Below are 21,288 nucleotides of genomic sequence, written 5' to 3'. Positions count from 1 at the left end.
ATACAGCTATAACATTAGTTAAAGCTAGTCAGTAGCTTTACTTGTCACCACCTTCTTCCTCTTTTATCGCCTCCTCATTGTTCTTCTTGTCCTTCCTTTTTTCTTTTGGAGGTTTTGCTGTTTTGTCTTTCTTCTTAAACATACCAAAAACACCTTTCTTTTCTGTAGAAAGTGTATCCGCTGCTGCAGCGTCTTTCAAGGCCTTTTTATACGCTACAGAATCTATTGGGTCTGGTGGCGGAGGTGGCTGAGGGAACAAATGACCGAACTTCTTATTATAATTCAGCTGATCAACATTGTAACCATTATAGCCTTCAGGAGTAGTTAAAATAGTTTCTGTGACTACCTTCTTTTTAGCCGCAGAATCTAAAGCTATTGTATCGTTAAGGGCTTGCACTTCTGTTTCAAGTGAATCTAGAATACCAATATGGATAAGCTCTGGCACTACAATGTCTAATTTATAAAAGGGACGTTTCTTTAAGATTCTATCCAAGAGATATGGATTTTCTAAAACAGGTCTTTCGGGGCTAGACCAAATTCTGGCAATAAATGAAGAGCGTTTTCGATTACTATACTCAAAACCTTCCTTCTCCATGGAATACGTTCTTCCTTTTTGAACTCTAAACCCTTTGCCTTCCACAGCGGCATAAAAAGATTCATCTAATTCGTCAGCTCTATCTTTCACAAAGCCATAAGGCATTTTAGGAATGGTATCGCCTTCAAAAATAGTAAATGGAGAAAAAACCCGCTGTCGGTAGTCATTGTCCAGAATTAACGAAGTTTGATACGCAGGGCATACTAACCTCTCTGTACATGAAAAGAGGACACTGCAAAGGCAGAACAATATGATAGGTTTACAATTCATTAGTCCCCAAAGGGTTTCCCAGATTTACTAATGTGCTGTTAGGCCCCAAACCTAACAATTTAATTTAATCCTTCAACAAAGAATCTATTCGGCCATTTTCCGCGCTACCAATGACCAAAACATAGTTTTATCCTTTAAGTTTACATAGTTAATGAAGCAATTCGATTATATAATAGCGGGAGGTGGAGCAGCGGGATTGACCCTCGCTTATTTGCTGTTGGCACACGAAAATACTAAAAAAACAATACTTATTATCGATAAGGACGACAAATCGGTAAATGACCGCACTTGGTGCTTCTGGGAAAAAGAGCTGAACTTATTCGAAAACTTGGTCTACAAACAATGGAGTAGAGCTTCTTTCTTCGGCCCTAGTTTCAAGCAAACATTTGCCCTTCCGCCCTATTCATACAAAATGATAAGAGGTAAGGATTTCTATGATTTCATGAAACTTGAGCTGGGCAAATTCAATAATCTTACCTGGCTTAAAGAAAGTATTGTTGGAATTGACCCTCAAGGAATTGTGAAAACGAGCACCGAAACCTATTCGGGCAATATGGTTTTCAACAGTACTACTCTTAAAGATTTTCAGATTCCTTCTAAGCACGTACAATTCCTTCAGCATTTTAAAGGGCGATTTATACAAACAGAAAAGCCTTGCTTCGATCCTGAGATCATGACCTACATGGATTTTCGTATCGATCAAAAAGGCGACTGTCGATTTGGTTATGTACTTCCTTTTTCCCCTAATGAAGCACTGGTGGAATACACCATTTTCAGTGAGCAGCTTCTTCAACCCGAAGAATACGACAAAGGACTGGATGATTATCTACATGATTTTCTAAAAATAGAAGACTACAAAGTGCTGGAAGATGAGTTTGGAGTGATTCCGATGACTGACTTTCCTTTTCCAGAAAAGGATGGCCGTATTATAAACATTGGTATTAGCGGTGGTTTTGCAAAACCCTCTACTGGATACACCTTTTTGCGGTCTCAACATATTTTAAAAAAGATGGCCAATAATTTAGTTAGGCAAAAAGATCCATTGGCTGATTTGCCTCATCAGAAAAAGAGGTTCCAGAAATACGACAGTACCTTATTGAATGTATTAAAGAATGGCGAACATTCTGGTGCTCAAATATTCTCTGATTTGTTTGAGAAAAATGGAGCACAAGCGGTTTTCAAGTTTTTGGATGAAGAAACCAACCTAGCCGAAGAAATGAAAATAATGTCTTCCACCCCTATTTTGGCTTTTGGAAAAGCTTTTATTAAAACCTTCGGAAAGTAATTTTGAGGAACGAAGATTACCAAGGATAGAAAGTTACACCAGAAGAAGAATCCCTCGAAGCACCTGTCACTGAACTGAGGCAATTGATTTCGTTTTCACTTCTCAATACACCCATAAAGGCAAAAACAATGGCTTCTTTAAAGTCGACAACTGAGGTTTCGGGAATTACTACTTCTATTGAGTTGCCTAAATAATGCTGAATCATTTCTACCAAAAATAGATTTTTTACTCCTCCACCCGTCACCAACATTTTGCTATTCGCTGTTGCATAAGGCTTTAAGCTTTCACTAATCTGGAAAGCGATATGATGTATCGCTGTGTGCAATTGATCTTCAACACTAGCCTGCGAATCATCAATCAAAGGCATCATTTCATCTCTGAACCATTCATAGCCCAAAGACTTTGGGAATGGCTGCGGATAAAAGTCCAATGCGTTTAGCGCATTCCATAATGGCTCTACCAATTTGCCTGAACGTGCTATTTTACCTCCATCATCAAAAGACTTCCCTGTTGATTTTAATGTATGGCTTAACAACATATTGGCAGGTGAAACATCGAAAGCTTTCCTCATTCCATTTATTCGAAATGAAGCGTTTGAAATACCGCCTAAATTCAAGCAGAAATCATAATCAGAGAAAAGGAGTTCATCGCCCATGGGCACCAAAGGAGCTCCTTGACCTCCGAGTGTTACATCCAGAGTACGGAAGTCGCAAATCACTTTTTGACCAGCAGTATTGGCTAGTTCTTGTCCTGCCCCAATTTGATATGTCAACCCTTTGTCTATCTGATGAAAAACAGTGTGCCCATGGCTAGAAATAAAGTCAATTTCGAGCTGATTCTCGGCTATAAAAATCTTAGCCTGTTCTCCCATCCATTTGCCAAACTCATTATTGAGCAATAATAGGTCTAATGCCGAAAGCTCAATAGAGCGCTTAAGTTTTTCTTGAAATTCAAGATTGTACTCTATACAAGTGGATTTGTTCAATGAAAAGCGCCACCGATCATTCTCTTTCCGAAAAGAACAATGAGCCATGTCCAGTCCATCTAAAGATGTACCCGACATTAAACCTAAAACATGGTAGGCTTCTTTCATTTCAATATTTGAATATTAACCAAACAGTGCGCCTGCAATAGTGGCGGTCATCATGGTAGCCAGAGTTGCGGCCATTAGCGCTTTAACCCCCAGTCTCGATAAGTCTCCTTGACGATTTGGCGCTAAACCTCCAATACCTCCAATTTGAATTGCAATGGAAGAGAAGTTCGCAAAACCACATAGTGCATACGTAGCAATAACGATAGATTTTTCACTAAGATCACCAGCAGCCTTCATATCGGCCAAGCTCAAATAGGCTACAAACTCATTAATCACCGTTTTCTGACCAATTAAGCTTCCTACTTGCAGAGTTTCAGACCATTCCACACCCATGATAAAGGCAAAAACTCTGAATACCTGACCTAGTATGTATTCAAGACTAAAGCCGCTGAATACACCATTAGTGCTTGAAACAACATATGAATTTAGTCCAGTCCATGCACCAATTCCGTCAACCAAAACCCAGTTAAGCGAATAGATTACTGCGATAAAAGCGAGCAACATGGCAGCGATATTCATCGCCAATTTCATTCCATCCGATGCTCCTCCTGCTAGTGCATCAATTACGTTTACACCAATCTGATCTTTATTCACTTTCAATCGAGAGTCGATCTTTTCTGGCTCTAATTCTGGCAAGAATATTTTAGACATTACAATGGCCGCAGGGGCATTCATAATGGATGCACTCAAAAGGTAGGTAGCAAATTTGGCTTGTTGGGCCGGATCTCCTCCTCCTAAAAAGGACACATAAGCTCCCAACACTGACCCAGCAATTGTGGCCATTCCCCCAGTCATTAAGCAGAGTAATTCCGAGTTGGTCATTTTACCAATGAAAGGCTTGACCAAAAGGGGCGCTTCGGTTTGACCTAGAAAGACATTTCCAGCCGCAGACATTGATTCGGCTCCTGACAAACGCATGGTTTTGGCCATGATCCATGCAAAACCATAAACGATTTTTTGGAGGATCCCCAAATAGTAAAGCCCAGCAGTAATGGCAGAAAAGAAAATTACGGTAGGCAAGGCTTGAAAAACAAACAGAAAACCTAGGCTATGATTTACGCCTTCAGCAGCATTACTATTTTTCGCTAGGTCGCCATACAAGAACTCCGCACCATTAAGTGAAAAGCCCAAAAAAGTAACAAAGCCCTGGCTAATAAAATCAAATGCTCTTTTTACAATTCCTACTTCTGAAATAAGCAGCGCAATAATCAGTTGTATGATTACTCCAACCCCTACTAACCTCCAGTCAACCTTTTTTCTTCTGCTCGATAGCAAATAGGCAATTCCAATAAGAACTACCAATCCAATTATTCCTCTTACAATGGCCATGATTAACTGATCACGTGTGAATTTTTCATAATAAAAAGTGACTTAAAAATCACTCCATTGCGACCTCGAAAGAAATACTCTAAAGATCAACCTGTTAAAGTTAACAGAACTTATTAAACACAATAAAGCCCTTCCGATTTAATTCAGAAAGGCTTTAATATTTCTTCTAGCTTCTTTTATTCATTTCATCCCTGATCTTGGCTGCCTTTTCGTAGTCTTCATTACTCAGGGCCTCATCCAGCATTTGCTGAAGTTTATCTAAGGTGAAATCTTGTAACCGATCTCCTTTTGGTTTTTCTGTTACAGCCATTTCTTCCATTTCATCTGCTACTTCTTCCTCATCAGTTAAAATAATCCCTGCTTCGGAGAGCACAGTTTCATAGGTATAGAAAGGCACATCAAATCGAATCCCAATGGCAATGGCATCAGAAGGTCTTGCATCAATGTCAATGGTTTTGATTCCATCGGTACATACAATTTTGGCAAAAAACACTCCTTCTTTTAAATCTGAAATGATTACATGTTCTACACTGAACCCAAAACTATTGGCAAATGACTTAAACAAATCATGTGTCATTGGTCTATTTGGTGCAATCTTTTCGATTTCCAAAGCAATGGCTTGCGCCTCGAACATGCCTATAATAATAGGAAGTCTTCTTTCGCCTTCTACTTCACCAAGCACAAGGGCAAAAGAGCCAGATGTTTGCGACTGACTGGAGGAAAGACCCAGGATTTCGATTTTAATTTTATCCAAAATGGTAAATAACTAGGCTAAGGCTTTTTTAAGCGCTTCGTTCAACTTAGGTAATACTTCAAATGCATCTCCTACAATACCGTAGTCGGCTGCTTTGAAAAATGGAGCTTCTTCATCCTTGTTAATCACTACAATATACTTTGAAGAGTTAACTCCGGCCAAATGCTGAATTGCACCTGAAATACCTACTGCGATATACAAAGAAGGGCTTACTTTAACCCCAGTTTGACCAACGTGCTCATGGTGAGGCCTCCAGTCCATATCAGAAACTGGCTTTGAACAGCCTGTAGCTGCGCCTAACGTTTTCGCTAAGTCTTCAATAATACCCCAGTTTTCTGGACCTTTCAATCCACGACCACCAGATACTACGATATCTGCTTCTGGCAACAATACATCACCTTCTGCTTTTTCAGAAGAAGTGATTTTCGCACCAAAAAGAGCATCATCTAAAGTCACATCAAAAGCTTCTACTGAAGCTGCAGCTCCATCTGTTTTCAGCTCAATGGCGTTTTTCTTGATGGCCAATATTTTCTTGTCGGTGGTTAAAGTAGTGTTTACAAAAGCCTTACCTGTGTAAATGCTTTGTTTTACTACGAAACCATTATCTGTTTTTGGCAATTCAGATACATTTGAAGCTAAAGCAGCTCCTAATTTTACCGAAATTCTGCCTACTACTGCATCGGCTAATGATGATTTAGCAGTAACCAATACTTCTGCACCCGTGCTTTCAAATGCTTTCGAAATCACTTCTGCATAAGGCATAATCAAACCAGCGTTAAGCTTTTCATTAGCAGCATGCAATACCTTAGTGGCACCGTTAGCTCCCGCTGAAGCCAATTCTTCGTTTGAGATCGAACCTAAGGCTATTGCAGTAACTTCCCCAATCGCAGCTCCATATGAAATGGCCTCTCTTGAGGATTTCTTAATTTTTCCGTCTTCTGTTTCTATAAATACTAAAACTGACATGTTCTGTGCTTTTGGAGGTTTAAATTACTTTCGCTTCGTTTTTGAGTAGGTTCACCAACTCTTCCACATTGTCTGCATCAATCATTTTCACCGCTCCTTTTGGTGCTGGCAATTCGTATTGAGCAATCTCAGTAAGTTTTGTATTGTCGGTAGGCTCCACCACATTCAGTGGCTTAGTTCTAGCCGACATAATACCTCTCATGTTAGGGATTTTCCATTCAGCAATAGGCTCTTGACAACCCGCAACAAAAGGTAAATTCACTTCTAATTTCTCTTTTCCTCCTTCGATTTCACGAGTAATCTTGGCAGCATTGCCTTCTACTTCCAACACCATTACTGGAGAGAATGAAGGCAAACCAAGTAACTCGCCAACCATGCCATGCACCATACCACCGTTAAAATCGATCGACTCACGGCCCATCAAAATCAAATCATATTCACCTTGTTTTGCTACATCAGCAATTTGCTTGGCAACGAAATATGAATCAGAAGGGAATGCATTTACTCTAATGGCTTCATCAGCTCCAATCGCCAATGCTTTTCTTAAAGTTGGTTCAGTTTCAGCTTCTCCAACATTTAAAACGGTTACTTTACCTCCATTGGCTTCCTTCAACTCTACCGCTCTGGCAAGTGCATAGTCATCGTATGGACCGATGATAAATTGCACACCATTCTTATCGAATTTGGTATTGTTTTCTGTGAAAGCGATGCGCGAAGTAGTATCAGGTACGTGGGTGATACAAACGAGTATATTCATGCTTGCTTTATGATTTTTTGTATAATGAATTTCTATAATAAACCCCTCATTTGGCCTTGTGTTCAACTTTAAGTTAAAAAGACCTTTATTTGAGGAAAACGATATAAAAAGAAGGCTTAAACCTTAAATTTGCCCCGAAGATAGTCAATAATGAAGTAAATAAAAATCAATGTAAACGATGAACGAACAGAGATTGAGCATGTTAAAAAAGTTTGCAGCGGAAGATCCCAACGACCCTTTTAACTGGTACGCCTTGGCCAACGAATATTTGACTGAATCACCCGAAAAAGCCAAAGAATATTTTGACAAACTCCTTTCAGAATTCCCTGATTACCTTCCTACCTATTACCATGCCGCTCAAGTTTATATTGACTTAATGGAGGATGAGAAAGCCTTAAGCATTTACGTTCAAGGGATTGCACTCGCTCAAAAACAACAGAATTCAAAAGCGCATCGTGAGTTGAGTACTGCTCACCAAAATTTATTATTTGAAATGGAGTAATTAAACTTTGAATAATTTGATTAGGCTATTACATTTAGAGCAAAAATATCAAAGCCTTTCAAATGATTCGAGCTACACTCAGTTTACTCTTACTACTTCTTTGCTTCACTGCACTTTCTCAAGAAATTGACACTGTCTATTTTGACCAAAAAGATAAGGTCGTTGATAAAAACGATGCATCGGTATTTCGATATGATGTAACATCCAGTAAAAGAAAAAATAGCTCTACTCATAAATACTTAAAGGACGGTACTTTAATAGAAGCCATAAACTTAGTTAAAGACGAGAGACATGGTGATTATTATGTATTTAACCTTGAAGACTCATCTCAAACTACAGGACAATATAAAAATGGTGTCAAAGTTGGAGAGTGGATAATAAAAGACCTTAAAAACGGCCACTCCTTTATTGAGGTTTATGACAAGAAAGGACTTTTAACTAAAAAGGATGCTACTTTATCAACTGACAACAGAATTTATGCTACAACCGACCTTGACATACAACCCGATTACACAACAGGTCAAAGCGGATGGAACAAACACCTATTAATGAATTTAAAATACCCTAGAGAAGCAGCTGCAAATGGAACCAGTGGAAAAGTTAATCTAAGACTAACAATTTTGAGTGATGGCAGAATAGTTAAAGCAGAAGTTCAAAACGACAAAGCCAATAAATATCTAGCTAAAGAAGCTATTCGGGTAGCACTACTCTCAAAAAATTGGAATCCTGGAATAAAAGACGGTAAAGCAGTTAACTGCTTTATGGATATAAAAATAGTTTTCAGAACCAATTAACCCCCACGATACTACCCAAACCATGTACCTCCTTCCAAAACTCACTTTGAGGCCAGCGTTGTTCTAAGCCATAGAAATGTTGACGGGCTTCTTTATATTGCTCGTAATGATGTAAAACTTCCTTTTCAAAGTATGGTAGAGCTTCCTTTGCTCCATTTTTGCAATGCGTAATGATTTCTGCCGCACGCATGCCTTGTGTTATGGACTTGATGATACCTTGTGAAGTAATCGGGTCGTAAGCCGATGCGGCATCTCCAATGGCCATCCAGTTTTCACCTACAATTTGATCTAAGCAAAAAGACTGTGCAGGAAAACCGAGTAACTTCTGATCAATCGGTTCCATTTGAGCAATCCATTGATGCGTATTCTGAGATTGCTGTAAGAGTTGAATCCAACTTTTAAGGTCGTTCAGCCCTAACTTTTTAACTGTTTCAGCATTGGTGTAAAGCGTAACGAGTAATTGTTCGTTCGGAATTCTGGCGGCATACCACCAACCGTTTTCAACCGATTCTAAATGCGTAAGTTTAGATACTTCGCGAAGCCCCTTATTTTTGAACCTTAAAGCCAAACATACTAAAGGTGTTTCGTGCTGCTTCTTACTTCCCTGATCGGTAGCAAAAACACTGCGCACACCAGAAGCATCTACTACGAAATCGGCTTCTATCGAACGAATATCCCCTGCTTCATTTTTAAGACTGAGTTGATAACCATGCTCAGTTTTTGCACTGCTTTGATAGCTGTGTCCTGACAAAACTTTAGCGCCTCGTTCAACAGCCTCATTTACTAAAAATTGATTGAATTTTGCACGATCTAAATGCCAGCCATGCCCAAAAGGACTTAGAATACTGTCGTTATAACCTCGTTTGTCATTGCCCCAGTAAGAGCAACTCCCAAAGCAGGGTTCGTGATTTTGGGCCTGAAAAGCTTCAGCTATACCCAATTGCCGCAGTATAGGATTCATTTCTGGAGGTATGCTTTCTCCAATATGGAATTTACCTGTTTTCGAAGTATCTACCAAAGTAACATTGGCGATTCCAGCGTTCAAAATAGCAATGGCGCAGGAACACCCTGCGGGTCCTGCGCCAATTATTGCCACATTATAGTTGGGAACTATATCCAAAATTAATTTTTAGGAGGGTACACTTCGTCATCGACAACATTTGGCCAGAAAACAACCAAGTTGCTTTCGTCTTTGTCGAAAAGGCTTTCCACCTCCAAGTAATAATCCTTATTAAAACCATCAGGATAACCATCAATGGCTGGTCCCTGCATAATAGTACCAATCTTCACCCATTCAGTAAGAATGTTTCTGCGATTCTGGTAACGGCCTACATTCATTGCAGCCGCATCGAACCCTGTCGATGCTGGGCAACCTGGTGTAGATAAATTCTCCTGAGCCGCAGTACCTTCTCCACGAACAGAATACCGCTGTCTGGTAGATTTGATATCACCATTATTGGCAGACAAATCATTGAATGTATATACAGCTACAGGGCGTTGGGCTGGCCAAGACCAGAATAATGTAGTATTCACTGTTCCGCTATACACGTTCTTTTCAGTAATGTCTCCCCCTGGGTTTGGCGCTGGCGTATGCGTAGCACAAGAATTATAATCGGTGTGCCAAGGAATAGCCATAAACTTACACAAGTCACCCGGCTGAACAGGATCTGGCCTTAAAGGTGTATAACCTACTCCCAAAAAGGGCTGATCTTTGGTTGCCGTTGCATAATCCAGTGCTTCGGCATTAATTCTAAAAGGTCCAACGGCTGGATTCTGCCAATCCTTATTGTACAAATCAGGGTCACGGACGATAAAGGTCAAGTCAATTCCTGGGCTAAAACGACCGCCAAGACAATTCACCAAAATAGTTTTATCCAGTTGCTCCCCTTCACCTAGCGGAAGTTGACTTGCTCCTACGCTCATTCCTTTATTCCATTGTTCCATAAAGAAATATTGCTGGCGCGACACGGTTAAAAAAGCCTGATTGGCATCGCCCAATGACAATGGCATCAATGGTGCTCCATTGTTATTCTGGCTACCATCTGGGTTTCGAATAAACTTCATGATATCGAAAGGCGGCTTTTGCTCTGTTAAAAGCTTTATCCTTTCATGAGCCGATATGGCTTGGTCTGGTAAATTCGTGTTCCACATTTGCATATGGGCCGAATTCAATGTTGGGAATATATCATCTTGGAAGAAAGGTTTATAGTCAGGGTTATACTTCCCATTACTATAAACATCTGGCTGAAGGCTAAAACTTTCTAACCAAGTATTGTAAACATCATCCCATAAATTTACCACATTCAAGGTTTGGGGCGCATAAGCAGGATCAGTAATTACTGCCCAAGCACTGCCTTCAATCGCTTGTTTGCTTCCATCTTCAAAAACCAATACCGCAGTGACAGGTCCGTCAGAAGTATCGTCTAACCAATTGTCGTTATCTACATCTTTACAAAGCGGTTGACTTGCATCAAAATTACCTTGGTTATCGAAAGCACAAGCCAAACCATGTCCGCCTAGAACTAAAAGCCTACCATTTGGTTCTGTAATGATTTCACCCAAATAACTAATCGGATCACTTCCATTTGATCCGCTTCCATTTGTAGCTGGAAACTGAATAGGGTAATTAGCCTGACTAGTAATAGCGCCCGAACTCTTGTCGTAATAACTGGCCTGAGTAATACTATCAAACTTAATTGGAGTGGTTCCTTGGCTTGCTTTAATGGCACGAGGCCCCGCATCAATTACCAATTTCTTTAAACGATCGGTATCTGCTGGGTTTACCGTATAAGGGTTTTGAGGTGAAGTACTATCAAAGTCTGGGTTTCTCAATGGCGGTGTGCTTACCGTCATGGTTTTTCCATCTACAGTTACTTCATGTGGTTTATAAAGTTCAATACCAAGGTTAGCATCTTCATCTATTTCCCAACAATTGGCCTTTTTATTGGCTAAATGAGCTGTCCATATTATATCAGTTACTTTTTTTCCATCTACAGTAGACCCAATAAGCACTTCTTCCCCACCTTGCGTTGGGTAAGTAAGTTGAGTGCCTTCATTTGGGTATTGGAATATCTTAAAGCGAGCTGCTTGTCTTTTCAATCTACCTTGGGCATCTCGTAAATCACCACTGGTAATGGTTGTGTTTTCGGTGCCGGGTTTTATAGGAAGTCCGCCTGTAATGGCATTCCCCTCTTGCGGAGAGGCTGCCATTGTTTCTGGCCCTAAATAATATTCTGTACTATTCCCAACTCTGGCCATGCCAATAGCTGGATGTATTCTTAAGCTTGAATTTGCCATTTTATTTTGTGATTAGGTTGAATTAATTAGAACGACTTACTTCGCCTCCGCCTTGGTAATTCTTGAGAAGAATATGGCTGGTATTGGCATTCTTACCTGGTAAAATTTTGGTAGAAAGTGGCACGTTCGTTACTGGGAACGTATTGTGGCAACTAAAGCAGCTATTTTGAGAGCGCACTTTTTGGGTGAATGTTTCAATCGTTGCATTTGAAAGCGTAAGCGATCCTGTCACCATAGTTGAATCTACATTAGGATTCCAATCAGGCTTTAGCACTCCCTTTTCTGTGTTGAACCAAACGGCACCCACTTCAAAGTAATTTTCCCAAATTGAGCTTTCCTTTCCAAGTTGACTTTTCACACTTGCATTCAAATGATCAATATTACCACGGTTGGTAGCGCTACCGCCTCCTTGGGCATACTGACGGGCTACTTGAGTAACAGGCGTAAGCGTTTGCTTGCTTTCATCAACAAATTCAAGAATAGCAGCATTGTTTGCATTGGTTTGTCTGGCTGTAGTATTGGCCTTATATAGCAACCAATTTTTATCCGATACAGGATCATTCATACCCTGAACTACCACTCCACTTGCATCTTCTTTAAAGTTTGGTGCGTTGCCATCAAACTCGAAAGTTGCCCAAATAAATTCTGGGTGACCCTCAACTACTACAGCAATATGCAATCCAACTAAAGCTACTTCAACATCCTTTTGAATTTTAGGATTATCTGGAATTCGGGGTTCACCATCCACCATGGTCAACAACTGAATATCAGCTTTGGTGGTGTACAGATTGCCAACATCTTCTCCTGGCTGAACCAGCTTCCAATTGGCTTTTAAAGACATGGATCCTACAGGAAAATCAGCAGTAGAATCAAAATCAACAAACACTTCAGGGTCATATAGTTTATTATCGAGCACCCAATCGCGGTAAACATCATTGATCATGATATTGCTGTATACCGCTCTTCCGTGCTGATCAATCAGCATTCCTTTAGATAATGCTTGCTCTACAATGTCTAACACTTGATAAGTGTCATCCTTAGTTTCAGGATGTATTGCGTTACTGGTATAGAAAGTCTCAAAGCGAAGTTTCCCATTTACTTCTTCGGTCAGCCAAAGAAAATATTGCCAAGAAATTAAGTGGAAGTCACAATTGGTAACATCATCTCCCTGAGGGAAATTTTGTGGTTGTGGTGTTGGAACTGTTCCAGTAAACCATTCAGGAGGCGCAACACAGTTGCCATCTACTCCATTGATGCCGCCCGTATTCGAAGCAGCAACTGCTAAAGTTTCTGTTTTCTCCTTGGGTGAAGAATTACAGGCCACCAAGCAGATGACGAGCAAAAGGAAAAAACATTGATTTACGATGTTTCTCATAGTTTAAAAATTTAGGTTGATTAATTGATTTTTTAATGACATATATTATTCATTCATAATTTCGATAATTAAAAAAATGTATAGGTTACCAAAATATTACCTATACATATTCTATGTAGATAATAGTTAACTCATTTAAAAAATTATAACTAAAGTATGAGTTGATATACTTTTTAAAGTTAGAAAATAATTTATCAAAAATCAGAAGGATGGTTTAGTTATTTTTTCGATTCACTTCAAAATGGGTGCTTTTCGGTTTTGAAGCGTACCTTTACCATTGATAAACCCATATGAACATGTCGGAAAGAAGAGAAAGGAAAACACCCAATAGAAAATCAAATAAGGACAGTGTTCCGACACCCAAGCCGAAGCTTCATCCTAGAAACAAACATAGAGGCAGATATGACCTACCTCAGCTTGTTAAAGGAACTCCTGAATTGGGTGCCTTCGTTCAGCCAAATAAATATGGTGACGACTCCATTGATTTTGCGAACCCAGCAGCTGTAAAGGCACTGAATAAAGCTTTATTGAAACACCATTATAAATTAGAATTTTGGGATATTCCCGAAAACTATTTATGCCCGCCAATACCAGGAAGGGCCGACTACATTCACCATATGGCCGATGTGCTTTGCGCAAGCAACTATGGAAAAATACCGACTGGCGAGAAAGTGACTTGCATTGATGTGGGTGTTGGCGCCAATTGCGTTTACCCAATCATTGGCACGCAAGAATATGGTTGGTCGTTTATTGGAACTGACATAGATTCTATATCCCTTAAATCGGCACAGACCATTATAGACCAGAACCCCAACTTGGTGGGGAAAATAGAATTGAGGAGACAGCCCGAGCCAAAGGATATTTTCTATGGTATTCTGAGAAAAGAAGACCGTGTTGACTTTACAATATGCAATCCTCCCTTCCACCGCTCTCCCGATGAAGCCCAAGAAAGCGCTTCGCGAAAGGTGAATAACCTGGCCAAGAAAAAAGTAGCCGACCCTGTGTTGAATTTTGGTGGAAGAAGCAAGGAGCTCTGGTGCGATGGCGGAGAGCGAAAGTTTATTCAAACCATGATTCGCGAGAGCAAAAATTTTGGTGAATCATGCTATTGGTTTTCTAGTTTGGTTTCAAAGTCTTCGAACCTTGCTGTAATTTTGGAATCTTTAGAAAAAGCAGATGCGGTTGAAGTAAAAACTATTCCAATGGGGCAAGGCAATAAAAGCAGCCGCATCGTGGCTTGGACATTCCTTACTCCTGCTCAGCAAAAAGAGTGGAAAAACACGAGATGGAAGGAAAAAGAAGAATCTACCAAAACACTTGAGTAGGTATAAATAGTTAAAACTATTACGTATGAGATATCAAAATATAGCCTACGGTTTAAACCGTGGGCTATATGCGTAAGAGCATTGACAGAACCGTTTTAACGGTTTATATTTTTGAATTCAACAGTAGATTCACAACCAAAAAACATTAGATATATTCAAGTTCTTTTAGGGCAGAGTTCTAGTAAAACCATTGAAGTGTATAGACATAGGAGAGAATACAATCGCCTTTGGATTCATTAGAATAGAGTAAAACAAAAACAATGACCGCTAGCGATCCAATTCGGCTTGTTAACGGGCATAAACCTTAAATTATTAGAATATATCTATTATAAATGTGGCCAATATATAATGTTGGGAGCAAGTGCAACAGACAACAGTAACAACATATTAAACAATGCAAGACATATTGTTTGAATTTATATCGAAATACGTTTTTCTGACAGAAGATGAAAAGAACGCATTACTTTCATTAGACCTATTTCACTCGGTAAAGAAAGGGAAGGTTTTACTCAAAGAAGGACAAAAATCACAGGATAGTTATTTTGTTTTAAAAGGCTGTCTTCGGGCTTACTACATCATAGATGCTGAAGAAAAAACAACAGCTTTCTACACAGAATTAGATGCCTTAACACCTCATTGTGTGATAAACAAAGCTCCTTCTCATTATTTCATAAGTTGTGTTGAAGATAGTATTCTTCTAGTTTCAAATTCCGATATAGAAATAGAAGTAAACAGTAAATTTCCAAAGTTTGAAGTCATGTGCAGAATGTTGTCAGAAGAATTGTTAGCCAAAAAACAAATAGACTTTGACGAGTTTAAGACTTCTTCACCTGAACAACGATATTTGAACTTACTACAAAAAAGACCAGATCTACTTCAGCGTGTGCCACAACACCAATTAGCTAGCTATTTAGGTATTAAACCTCAATCGTTAAGCAGATTAAGGGCAAGGATTCTTGAAAAAAAGAGCTAAGCCGTATTTCTTAACTTAAGTGAACGAGTTAAGGCATCTCGCCAACCTACTTTTGCAATCACGTTTAATATCAATGTACACAACATGCAAAAGAAAATCCTATTTATTAGCCTTGCCTTATTGCTGGCAAGCGGTTCACAGATGAATGCACAAAATGCCAAACAAGACAGTACTTATAGAAAATGGTTTGTTGGTAGTACTTTATTATTACTAGGCAATCTGGATGACACTAACAACCCTGGGTATATACAAATAAATGCAGGATATAGGATTACACCTAAAGATGTTATTCAATTTAGATTTAAAAGGTCTCAATATGCTTGGCCACTAGGTATCCCTTTCGGGCCAGACTTTGATGCACCTGGGCTAAACTATCCCGGACATGCACGCATACTTGCACCTCAAATAGGCTACCAGCGGTTTTGGCAGAAAGGACTCTATACTTCTGTTTATGTATTGAATGCTTTTGAAAAATACATGGATGAGAATAAAAAGAAGATTGGAAATGGATTCACATTATACACAGACTTTTATCTGGGTTACCAATTTAAGTTTTTCAAAGACCGTTTCTTTTTTGAACCAGCTATTGGAGTAAGTTATTGGCCTCTAAGAACTGGAGTTCCAGATTCTTTTAAAACTGTAGAACAGAAGTGGCCTAACTACTTTATTCAACCTGGGCTTGATTTTGGATTTAAGTTTTAATCTACAATGATTAGATGAAAACAGTTATTTGCACCAAATATGGGCCTCTTGAAGTTTTGCAGCTTCAGGAGGTTTCTAAACCAATACCCAAAGACAGTCAAATTCTTGTCAAAATAGTCGCTACTGCGATCAACTCTGGAGATGCAAGGATAAGAAGCCTTGATGTCAAAGGAATATTCAAAGTAATTATGCGATTTGCGTTGGGCTTTTCAAAACCAAGAAGCCTCATCTTAGGAACTGTTTTTTCGGGCATTGTTGAAAGCAAAGGAAATAAAGTCTCAAAATTCAAAGTTGGAGATAGAGTTTTTGGAATGACGGGATTTCAATTCGGAACCTATACAGAATAATTGCAGTCAATCAAAACAGTAAAGTTATTAGAATGCCCAAAAAATCGTCTTATGAAGAAGCCACATCAATAATCTTTGGTGGACAAACAGCGATTTATTTTTTGAACAAAGCAAAATTAGCAGAAAAATCAAATCCTAAAATCCTGATTATTGGGGCAACGGGTTCAGTAGGAACAGGCGATCAATTAAGCAATGACGAAAACCTGTTCTCAAATTGCCTCTACCTGTTTAAATGGTTAAAACCATTACTTAAAGATATTCATATATAGCCCACGGTTTAAACCGTGGGCTATATTTTTGGGGTGCACTCTGAGAGACTTTGGACGAGTTTGGTATTTAAGAAAAAAATTAAGGGAGACTGTACCTCATAATAACAGGCATAAAATTCAATATATTTATGGCTATACGTCATAAATGTGACTGATAGCTAACATCAGGTCAAATTACTGCCAGTGCAACAATTTCATTTCTTATCGGACTTGGGAAAGATTACTCTTCCATCTGGAGTTGAAATTCATAATCTCCAGGCAGAAAAAGATGAACTCGTTTTTCTGATCTTAGATAGTTCAGTCAGTTTAGATATTGCCAATTTAACGAAGCACAAGAAAAATGCTAGAGTTGAAAAAAATGCAATTTTCCATCTAATTCAATATGTGCAAAAACATGCTGTCAAACAAACACCATTATTTGCTCTAACAGAACTGTGTTACGATCGCAAAACGTATGATATTCTTGATAACAAATTATGGGATATCAAAAATCGACTTGACTTTGCATTTCAATACCCCATTAAACGATTTAAGCGACTTGAATTTGATTATGAAAAGGAGTATTACATCTATGATAAACCAAAATCATTAAGTCAGTCGATTAGTTCATTTACAGAGAACTTAAACTTGTACTATGCTGGACTCTTGAAAATAAGGGAAATAGCAAATAATGGGTTAAAAAAAGAGAACGCAGAAAAAAACATCGAACTCTTCATTAATTGGATGGTCTCAGACTTAGATATAATACTAGGTCTAGAGTATTCCCTGGCCCTAGAAATATTTGGAGGAAACTCAAATCTAAGATCAATGATCAAATTGGGGTCTTCGAAAGAAAAATCATTGAAAGGTATTTTGGGAATGGCATGGGATTTATTTCATGCTAGAATGAGCTGTAACCGCCCTCAACTCAGTAATATGGTTGGCCAAAATGTAAAACCCATATTCGTAACTAAAGACGGTGGACTTTTTGAACTCATGGCACCACATGTAGAGCATCTCTTGAGATTTAATTCAACTAAGCTGTCAATCACAACCAAGAACAATTATCCCCCACATTATTCTAATTCATTTATCAATTACTTGAACAATAAAATGTTAAAACTTGGAACGGAAAGGGTGGAAGAAGAACGAGTTTACGATAAAGTAAAAATGAATAAAATAATTAGCGAATTGGAGGAAAACTTAACTTAACAAATGTTATGAATTAATAGAGTTTTATCAGTCATTGTCGCGGGTCCTCCGATTTATCTACCTTTAACAAAACCTGTGACAACTATTCACCAAGGACTCTGTCTTTGGGCTAAACTCCTAACATTGTTATTTCAGACCCTTCTCCCGATATTCGAGATCAGGGAAGGAGAAAAGACGACTACTGTTAAATGGTTAAAACCATTACAGAAAACTACTACTTCACATAGCCCACGGTTTAAACCGTGGCCTATGGTCACAGGAGCATTGACAGAACCGTTTTAACGGTTTATATTGGTAATTATAAAAGAAACACCATGTCACATTCCTTCAATAAAATATGGATTCATGCCATTTGGGCAACTAAAGAGAGGGCGCCACTTCTAAAGCAAAACATAGAGCAAAAGGTTTATCAATTTATTTCAACTCAACTGCGAGAACAAGGCTGCCCAGTCAGAATTATCAATGGTATGCCAGACCATATCCATTGCCTATTTCTTCTAAACCCACAAAAATCAGTAGCTGAAATCGTCAAACAAGTAAAAGGCAGTTCCTCTCATTTCGTTAATCAGAACAATCTGATTTCAGAGAAATTTTCTTGGCAAACTGGTTACGCTGCCTATTCCGTGTCGGAATCGGTAGTGGAAAAGGTTTTTCTTTACATAAAAAATCAAAAAGAGCACCACCAAAAGAAATCATTTCAACAGGAATATGATGAATTCTTGAGTAAAAACGGATTGAATACCGACTGATTTAGTACACATAACAAAGCCCACAGTTTAAACCGTGGGCTTTGCAATTCATATATTACTCAAACCGATTAACGGTTTACATAAAACATTAATAATTCCCGAAGAAAACCGCATTAAACAATAGTCTGTTGGTGCCGTACCACATGCCACGGAAATTCGGGTTGTCTACAAACATCACTACATTACCTCTACCTATTCCGGTAGCGATTAAAGAAGCCGTTCCACCAATATCTTTCAAATTGGCTTTGTTTACATAACCACTCAACAATGGGTTTTCAACATACTTTACTACCGTATTGGTTGGGCTCGAGCTTGGTTGAATTAAGGTAGAGTGATTTCTGTACACTGGTAACTCACGGCTGGTATAACCAAAGCCAATTGGGTGTGTAATGTCAATATCCGTCATGTACATGGAGCCACCAATAGATTGCGCTCCATAGAAATCACGAGAGGTCACATAGTCCATTCGCTCTGGGGTTTCTCTTTCACTTCGCGCAGCATATTTTTCATTCACCCATTTGGCACCAATGGCCCAACTGGTCGCTCCTTTAATGGTAATCAGCGTTCCGCCTTCTCTTACCCAAAGCTTGATTCTGTCCAGCGTGCTTTCACCTAAGGAGTTATAAGAACCAGAAACCAAAATCAGGGTATTGTAATCGCTCCAATTGATTCTGCCAGCATTGCCCATATCTACTTTCGTGATGGGCATTCCCACTTTAGAGTCGAACAAATGCCAAACCTCTCCAGCCTCTGCACTGCTGGTATTTCCGCCAATTAACATAAGTGCTTTGGGTTTTCTTACCGTGTTAAAACTTCCACTTCCTAAGTCTACACCTGAAGTACTAAAACCAGTTTTCACGCTTTGCGCACGAATACCTGCAATCTCGGTGGCTTCTTCAACATAGGCATGCACCAAATCGGCATCCATTTCCTGACGAGAAACTGGAATCATTAAGGTGCCATAACCATATCCCTTCACCCCTTCATTGGTTTCAATAGAAAATGGCTTGCTGCCATAATTTACATAAACACCCTTTTCTAAAAGGTAATTCAAAGCCTTTGGCGCATAGTACTCATTCCATTCAATCAGGTAAGCATAATTGGTTTGGGGAACTCTGGCATACGTGCCTTTTAGGTCTGTTCTAGCTAATTCTTTTCCAGACAAATCTTGCTTTCCTTTCCATTCGGCATAAGGCATGTTATAGGTTAAAGCCGCTGTCCATGAAGAAGCATCGTAAAAAATACTATCATGAAAATCGGTAACTTTTTCAAACATAGTGCGCACCATTCTGTATTGTTTTTGCGCGTTAGGCACATAGAATGCTTTGCCTGCTTTATAGTTTTTACCGTCCAGTTCGATGTCATCATTTAGTGCTATGGTTTTAATTTTGTGTCTCAACAACAAATCAATGAAGGCCTGATTTCTACCGTCATCCGCGGGGTCACCAAAAACCCATCCACGCACTGGATTCTTACTTCCTTCATCCAAAGCAGAATCGAAATACTTTTCCATATGCTTTAAGAGTACTTCACGCTCGCCTACCGAAGCACGCACTGTAGCCAAACTAGAAGTCACATGGTTTTTTATGGTGAAGGCAAAAGCCACTTTTCCCGTTGGGGAATCTTGCACGTGACCTCTAGAACTGGCTTGTTCGAAAACCAACCCTAAAGCTCCGTGAATATCTGGATAAGTTGAACCATAGCCAGGATAGCTGTTGTCGTACTGCTCTTTAGTGAAATACAAAGATCCAATCTCGTCTAAGGCTTCATGAAAATAGCCTGCGAACAGGTTGTTCAAGCCATCATAATTATCTCTTGGCACCACTGGGTTTTCAGAACCAAATGGTTTTGTAGGTTCGAAAAAGTAAGTAGAATTCGTTCCCATTTCATGGAAATCGGTCACCACATTCGGATACCACTTGTGATAAAAATCTATTCTTGCTTGGCTTTCTACATGTGCCAATGGCAACCAATCGCGGTTCAAATCATACCAATAGTGATTGGTTCTTCCTCTTGGCCAAGCCTCATTATGCTCCACATCAATAGGATCAGACACCATTGGGTCGCCCAAATACGAATTGGCCCAAGTCGTATGGCGATCGCGCCCATCAGGGTTAAAAGCTGGGTCTACCATTAATACCGCATCTTTCAGCGCAGCCCTTACTTCAGCAGATTGCCCAGCTACATAATAATATGCCGTAAGCATGGCCGCCTCTGAGCTTGAAGGTTCATTTCCGTGTACATTATAGCCCAGCAATACTACCGACTTCATATTCGAGTAATCGTCAGTACTCTGATTGGGATCGGTAAGCTTCAGGTGTTCCTTTCTAATACTTTCTAAATTTCTATGGTTGTCAGGAGAAGTAATGGTCAACACCACCAACTGTCTGTGCTCATAGGTTTCTCCTATGGTATCGAGCTTAGCACGATCAGAAAGCCTCGCTAACTCACGCATATAACCTACAATGGCATCGTGACGGGTATGTAATGTACCAATCGGGTAGCCCAAATACTTTTCAGGACTTGGTATTTTAGGGTCAAAACGTGCACTTCCATCAAAAAAGTAATCGTTTTGAGCATTGGCATTGAGCAGTGTACATAAAAGAGCCACTGCTATAAATAGGCTTCTATATCTCATGGTTGAATGTTTTTTCTTCTCTTCAAATGTGAGTAAGTTGAAATTATTACTATTCAAACTTTCTCATTTAGGTTTGC

The 21,288-nt window shown here is 39.3% G+C and carries 20 protein-coding genes; 10 read left to right on the top strand and 10 right to left on the bottom strand.

Annotated features, from left to right (window positions below):
- Window positions 1–37: 37 nt before the first annotated feature.
- Window positions 38–865 (bottom strand): hypothetical protein, encoded by an 828-nt coding sequence (locus AAC026_RS06515; protein ID WP_339696108.1) that lies wholly within the window; start codon window positions 863–865, stop codon window positions 38–40.
- A 151-nt stretch (window positions 866–1,016) separates the two neighbouring features.
- Here AAC026_RS06515 and AAC026_RS06510 point away from each other — a divergent pair, with 151 nt between their 5' ends.
- On the top strand, window positions 1,017–2,150 hold the full coding sequence (locus AAC026_RS06510) for a lycopene cyclase family protein (protein ID WP_339696105.1): 1,134 nt from the start codon (window positions 1,017–1,019) through the stop codon (window positions 2,148–2,150).
- A 16-nt stretch (window positions 2,151–2,166) separates the two neighbouring features.
- Here AAC026_RS06510 and AAC026_RS06505 read toward each other — a convergent pair whose 3' ends face one another.
- The 5 genes from AAC026_RS06505 to AAC026_RS06485 all read right to left on the bottom strand — a co-directional run bounded on the left by AAC026_RS06505 (window position 2,167) and on the right by AAC026_RS06485 (window position 7,049).
- Entirely contained in the window at window positions 2,167–3,243 is a 1,077-nt protein-coding gene (locus AAC026_RS06505; protein ID WP_339696102.1) for an anhydro-N-acetylmuramic acid kinase, read from the bottom strand.
- 15 nt (window positions 3,244–3,258) lie between these two features.
- On the bottom strand, window positions 3,259–4,572 hold the full coding sequence (locus AAC026_RS06500) for a nucleoside transporter C-terminal domain-containing protein (protein WP_339606046.1): 1,314 nt from the start codon (window positions 4,570–4,572) through the stop codon (window positions 3,259–3,261).
- Between the two features lie 166 nt (window positions 4,573–4,738).
- Window positions 4,739–5,326: a bifunctional nuclease family protein gene (locus AAC026_RS06495; RefSeq protein WP_339606045.1), complete on the bottom strand. Its 588-nt coding sequence runs from the start codon at window positions 5,324–5,326 to the stop codon at window positions 4,739–4,741.
- A 12-nt stretch (window positions 5,327–5,338) separates the two neighbouring features.
- Entirely contained in the window at window positions 5,339–6,292 is a 954-nt protein-coding gene (locus tag AAC026_RS06490) for an electron transfer flavoprotein subunit alpha/FixB family protein (protein WP_339696099.1), read from the bottom strand.
- Between the two features lie 19 nt (window positions 6,293–6,311).
- Window positions 6,312–7,049 (bottom strand): electron transfer flavoprotein subunit beta/FixA family protein, encoded by a 738-nt coding sequence (locus AAC026_RS06485; RefSeq protein ID WP_339606043.1) that lies wholly within the window; start codon window positions 7,047–7,049, stop codon window positions 6,312–6,314.
- A 178-nt stretch (window positions 7,050–7,227) separates the two neighbouring features.
- Between AAC026_RS06485 and AAC026_RS06480 the strand changes: the two genes are divergently transcribed.
- Complete coding sequence (locus tag AAC026_RS06480) at window positions 7,228–7,551, top strand: tetratricopeptide repeat protein (protein WP_339696096.1); 324 nt, start codon at window positions 7,228–7,230, stop codon at window positions 7,549–7,551.
- A gap of 62 nt (window positions 7,552–7,613) precedes the next feature.
- The gene (locus AAC026_RS06475; protein ID WP_339606041.1) at window positions 7,614–8,345 is read left to right on the top strand and encodes an energy transducer TonB; all 732 of its coding nucleotides are present in this window, start codon (window positions 7,614–7,616) and stop codon (window positions 8,343–8,345) included.
- Here the strand turns inward: AAC026_RS06475 and AAC026_RS06470 are convergent.
- From AAC026_RS06470 to AAC026_RS06460, 3 genes are read right to left on the bottom strand one after another with little or no spacing between them, the layout of a single operon-like run.
- Window positions 8,332–9,465: a tryptophan 7-halogenase gene (locus tag AAC026_RS06470; protein ID WP_339696093.1), complete on the bottom strand. Its 1,134-nt coding sequence runs from the start codon at window positions 9,463–9,465 to the stop codon at window positions 8,332–8,334. The genes AAC026_RS06475 and AAC026_RS06470 overlap by 14 nt on opposite strands.
- Window positions 9,466–9,467: 2 nt before the next feature.
- A complete protein-coding gene (locus AAC026_RS06465) occupies window positions 9,468–11,642 on the bottom strand; it encodes a LodA/GoxA family CTQ-dependent oxidase (protein WP_339696090.1) in 2,175 nt (724 codons plus the stop codon).
- 22 nt (window positions 11,643–11,664) lie between these two features.
- Complete coding sequence (locus AAC026_RS06460; protein ID WP_339696087.1) at window positions 11,665–13,017, bottom strand: hypothetical protein; 1,353 nt, start codon at window positions 13,015–13,017, stop codon at window positions 11,665–11,667.
- Between the two features lie 296 nt (window positions 13,018–13,313).
- Here AAC026_RS06460 and rlmF point away from each other — a divergent pair, with 296 nt between their 5' ends.
- From rlmF to tnpA, 7 genes are all read left to right on the top strand, one after another.
- The gene (gene rlmF, locus AAC026_RS06455) at window positions 13,314–14,342 is read left to right on the top strand and encodes a 23S rRNA (adenine(1618)-N(6))-methyltransferase RlmF (protein WP_339696084.1); all 1,029 of its coding nucleotides are present in this window, start codon (window positions 13,314–13,316) and stop codon (window positions 14,340–14,342) included.
- Window positions 14,343–14,736: 394 nt separating this feature from the next.
- Window positions 14,737–15,315, top strand: a complete 579-nt coding sequence (locus AAC026_RS06450) for a cyclic nucleotide-binding domain-containing protein (RefSeq protein ID WP_339696081.1) — start codon at window positions 14,737–14,739, stop codon at window positions 15,313–15,315.
- A gap of 84 nt (window positions 15,316–15,399) precedes the next feature.
- Window positions 15,400–16,017: a hypothetical protein gene (locus AAC026_RS06445; RefSeq protein ID WP_339696078.1), complete on the top strand. Its 618-nt coding sequence runs from the start codon at window positions 15,400–15,402 to the stop codon at window positions 16,015–16,017.
- 14 nt (window positions 16,018–16,031) lie between these two features.
- A complete protein-coding gene (locus AAC026_RS06440; RefSeq protein ID WP_339696075.1) occupies window positions 16,032–16,364 on the top strand; it encodes an alcohol dehydrogenase catalytic domain-containing protein in 333 nt (110 codons plus the stop codon).
- A gap of 32 nt (window positions 16,365–16,396) precedes the next feature.
- Entirely contained in the window at window positions 16,397–16,633 is a 237-nt protein-coding gene (locus AAC026_RS06435; protein WP_339696072.1) for a hypothetical protein, read from the top strand.
- Window positions 16,634–16,816: 183 nt separating this feature from the next.
- A complete protein-coding gene (locus AAC026_RS06430; RefSeq protein WP_339696069.1) occupies window positions 16,817–17,824 on the top strand; it encodes a hypothetical protein in 1,008 nt (335 codons plus the stop codon).
- 314 nt (window positions 17,825–18,138) lie between these two features.
- Window positions 18,139–18,573, top strand: a complete 435-nt coding sequence (tnpA, locus tag AAC026_RS06425) for an IS200/IS605 family transposase (RefSeq protein ID WP_339696066.1) — start codon at window positions 18,139–18,141, stop codon at window positions 18,571–18,573.
- Between the two features lie 88 nt (window positions 18,574–18,661).
- Here tnpA and AAC026_RS06420 read toward each other — a convergent pair whose 3' ends face one another.
- The gene (locus AAC026_RS06420; RefSeq protein WP_339696063.1) at window positions 18,662–21,211 is read right to left on the bottom strand and encodes a M14 family zinc carboxypeptidase; all 2,550 of its coding nucleotides are present in this window, start codon (window positions 21,209–21,211) and stop codon (window positions 18,662–18,664) included.
- Between the last annotated feature and the right edge of the window lie 77 nt (window positions 21,212–21,288).

Origin of the sequence: uncultured Roseivirga sp., from assembly GCF_963973945.1 — a bacterium.
Classification (GTDB): domain Bacteria; phylum Bacteroidota; class Bacteroidia; order Cytophagales; family Cyclobacteriaceae; genus Roseivirga.
This window is presented reverse-complemented; position numbering and strand designations above follow the sequence as displayed.

Bases quoted from the DNA above. Each gene is read 5' to 3' on its own strand.
- AAC026_RS06515 (WP_339696108.1), bottom strand. From the start codon at position 865: ATGAATTGTAAACCTATCATATTGTTCTGCCTTTGCAGTGTCCTCTTT.
- AAC026_RS06510 (WP_339696105.1), top strand. From the start codon at position 1,017: ATGAAGCAATTCGATTATATAATAGCGGGAGGTGGAGCAGCGGGATTG.
- AAC026_RS06505 (WP_339696102.1), bottom strand. From the start codon at position 3,243: ATGAAAGAAGCCTACCATGTTTTAGGTTTAATGTCGGGTACATCTTTA.
- AAC026_RS06500 (WP_339606046.1), bottom strand. From the start codon at position 4,572: ATGGCCATTGTAAGAGGAATAATTGGATTGGTAGTTCTTATTGGAATT.
- AAC026_RS06490 (WP_339696099.1), bottom strand. From the start codon at position 6,292: ATGTCAGTTTTAGTATTTATAGAAACAGAAGACGGAAAAATTAAGAAA.
- AAC026_RS06485 (WP_339606043.1), bottom strand. From the start codon at position 7,049: ATGAATATACTCGTTTGTATCACCCACGTACCTGATACTACTTCGCGC.
- AAC026_RS06480 (WP_339696096.1), top strand. From the start codon at position 7,228: ATGAACGAACAGAGATTGAGCATGTTAAAAAAGTTTGCAGCGGAAGAT.
- AAC026_RS06475 (WP_339606041.1), top strand. From the start codon at position 7,614: ATGATTCGAGCTACACTCAGTTTACTCTTACTACTTCTTTGCTTCACT.
- AAC026_RS06465 (WP_339696090.1), bottom strand. From the start codon at position 11,642: ATGGCAAATTCAAGCTTAAGAATACATCCAGCTATTGGCATGGCCAGA.
- AAC026_RS06460 (WP_339696087.1), bottom strand. From the start codon at position 13,017: ATGAGAAACATCGTAAATCAATGTTTTTTCCTTTTGCTCGTCATCTGC.
- rlmF (WP_339696084.1), top strand. From the start codon at position 13,314: ATGTCGGAAAGAAGAGAAAGGAAAACACCCAATAGAAAATCAAATAAG.
- AAC026_RS06450 (WP_339696081.1), top strand. From the start codon at position 14,737: ATGCAAGACATATTGTTTGAATTTATATCGAAATACGTTTTTCTGACA.
- AAC026_RS06445 (WP_339696078.1), top strand. From the start codon at position 15,400: ATGCAAAAGAAAATCCTATTTATTAGCCTTGCCTTATTGCTGGCAAGC.
- AAC026_RS06440 (WP_339696075.1), top strand. From the start codon at position 16,032: ATGAAAACAGTTATTTGCACCAAATATGGGCCTCTTGAAGTTTTGCAG.
- AAC026_RS06435 (WP_339696072.1), top strand. From the start codon at position 16,397: ATGCCCAAAAAATCGTCTTATGAAGAAGCCACATCAATAATCTTTGGT.
- tnpA (WP_339696066.1), top strand. From the start codon at position 18,139: ATGTCACATTCCTTCAATAAAATATGGATTCATGCCATTTGGGCAACT.
- AAC026_RS06420 (WP_339696063.1), bottom strand. From the start codon at position 21,211: ATGAGATATAGAAGCCTATTTATAGCAGTGGCTCTTTTATGTACACTG.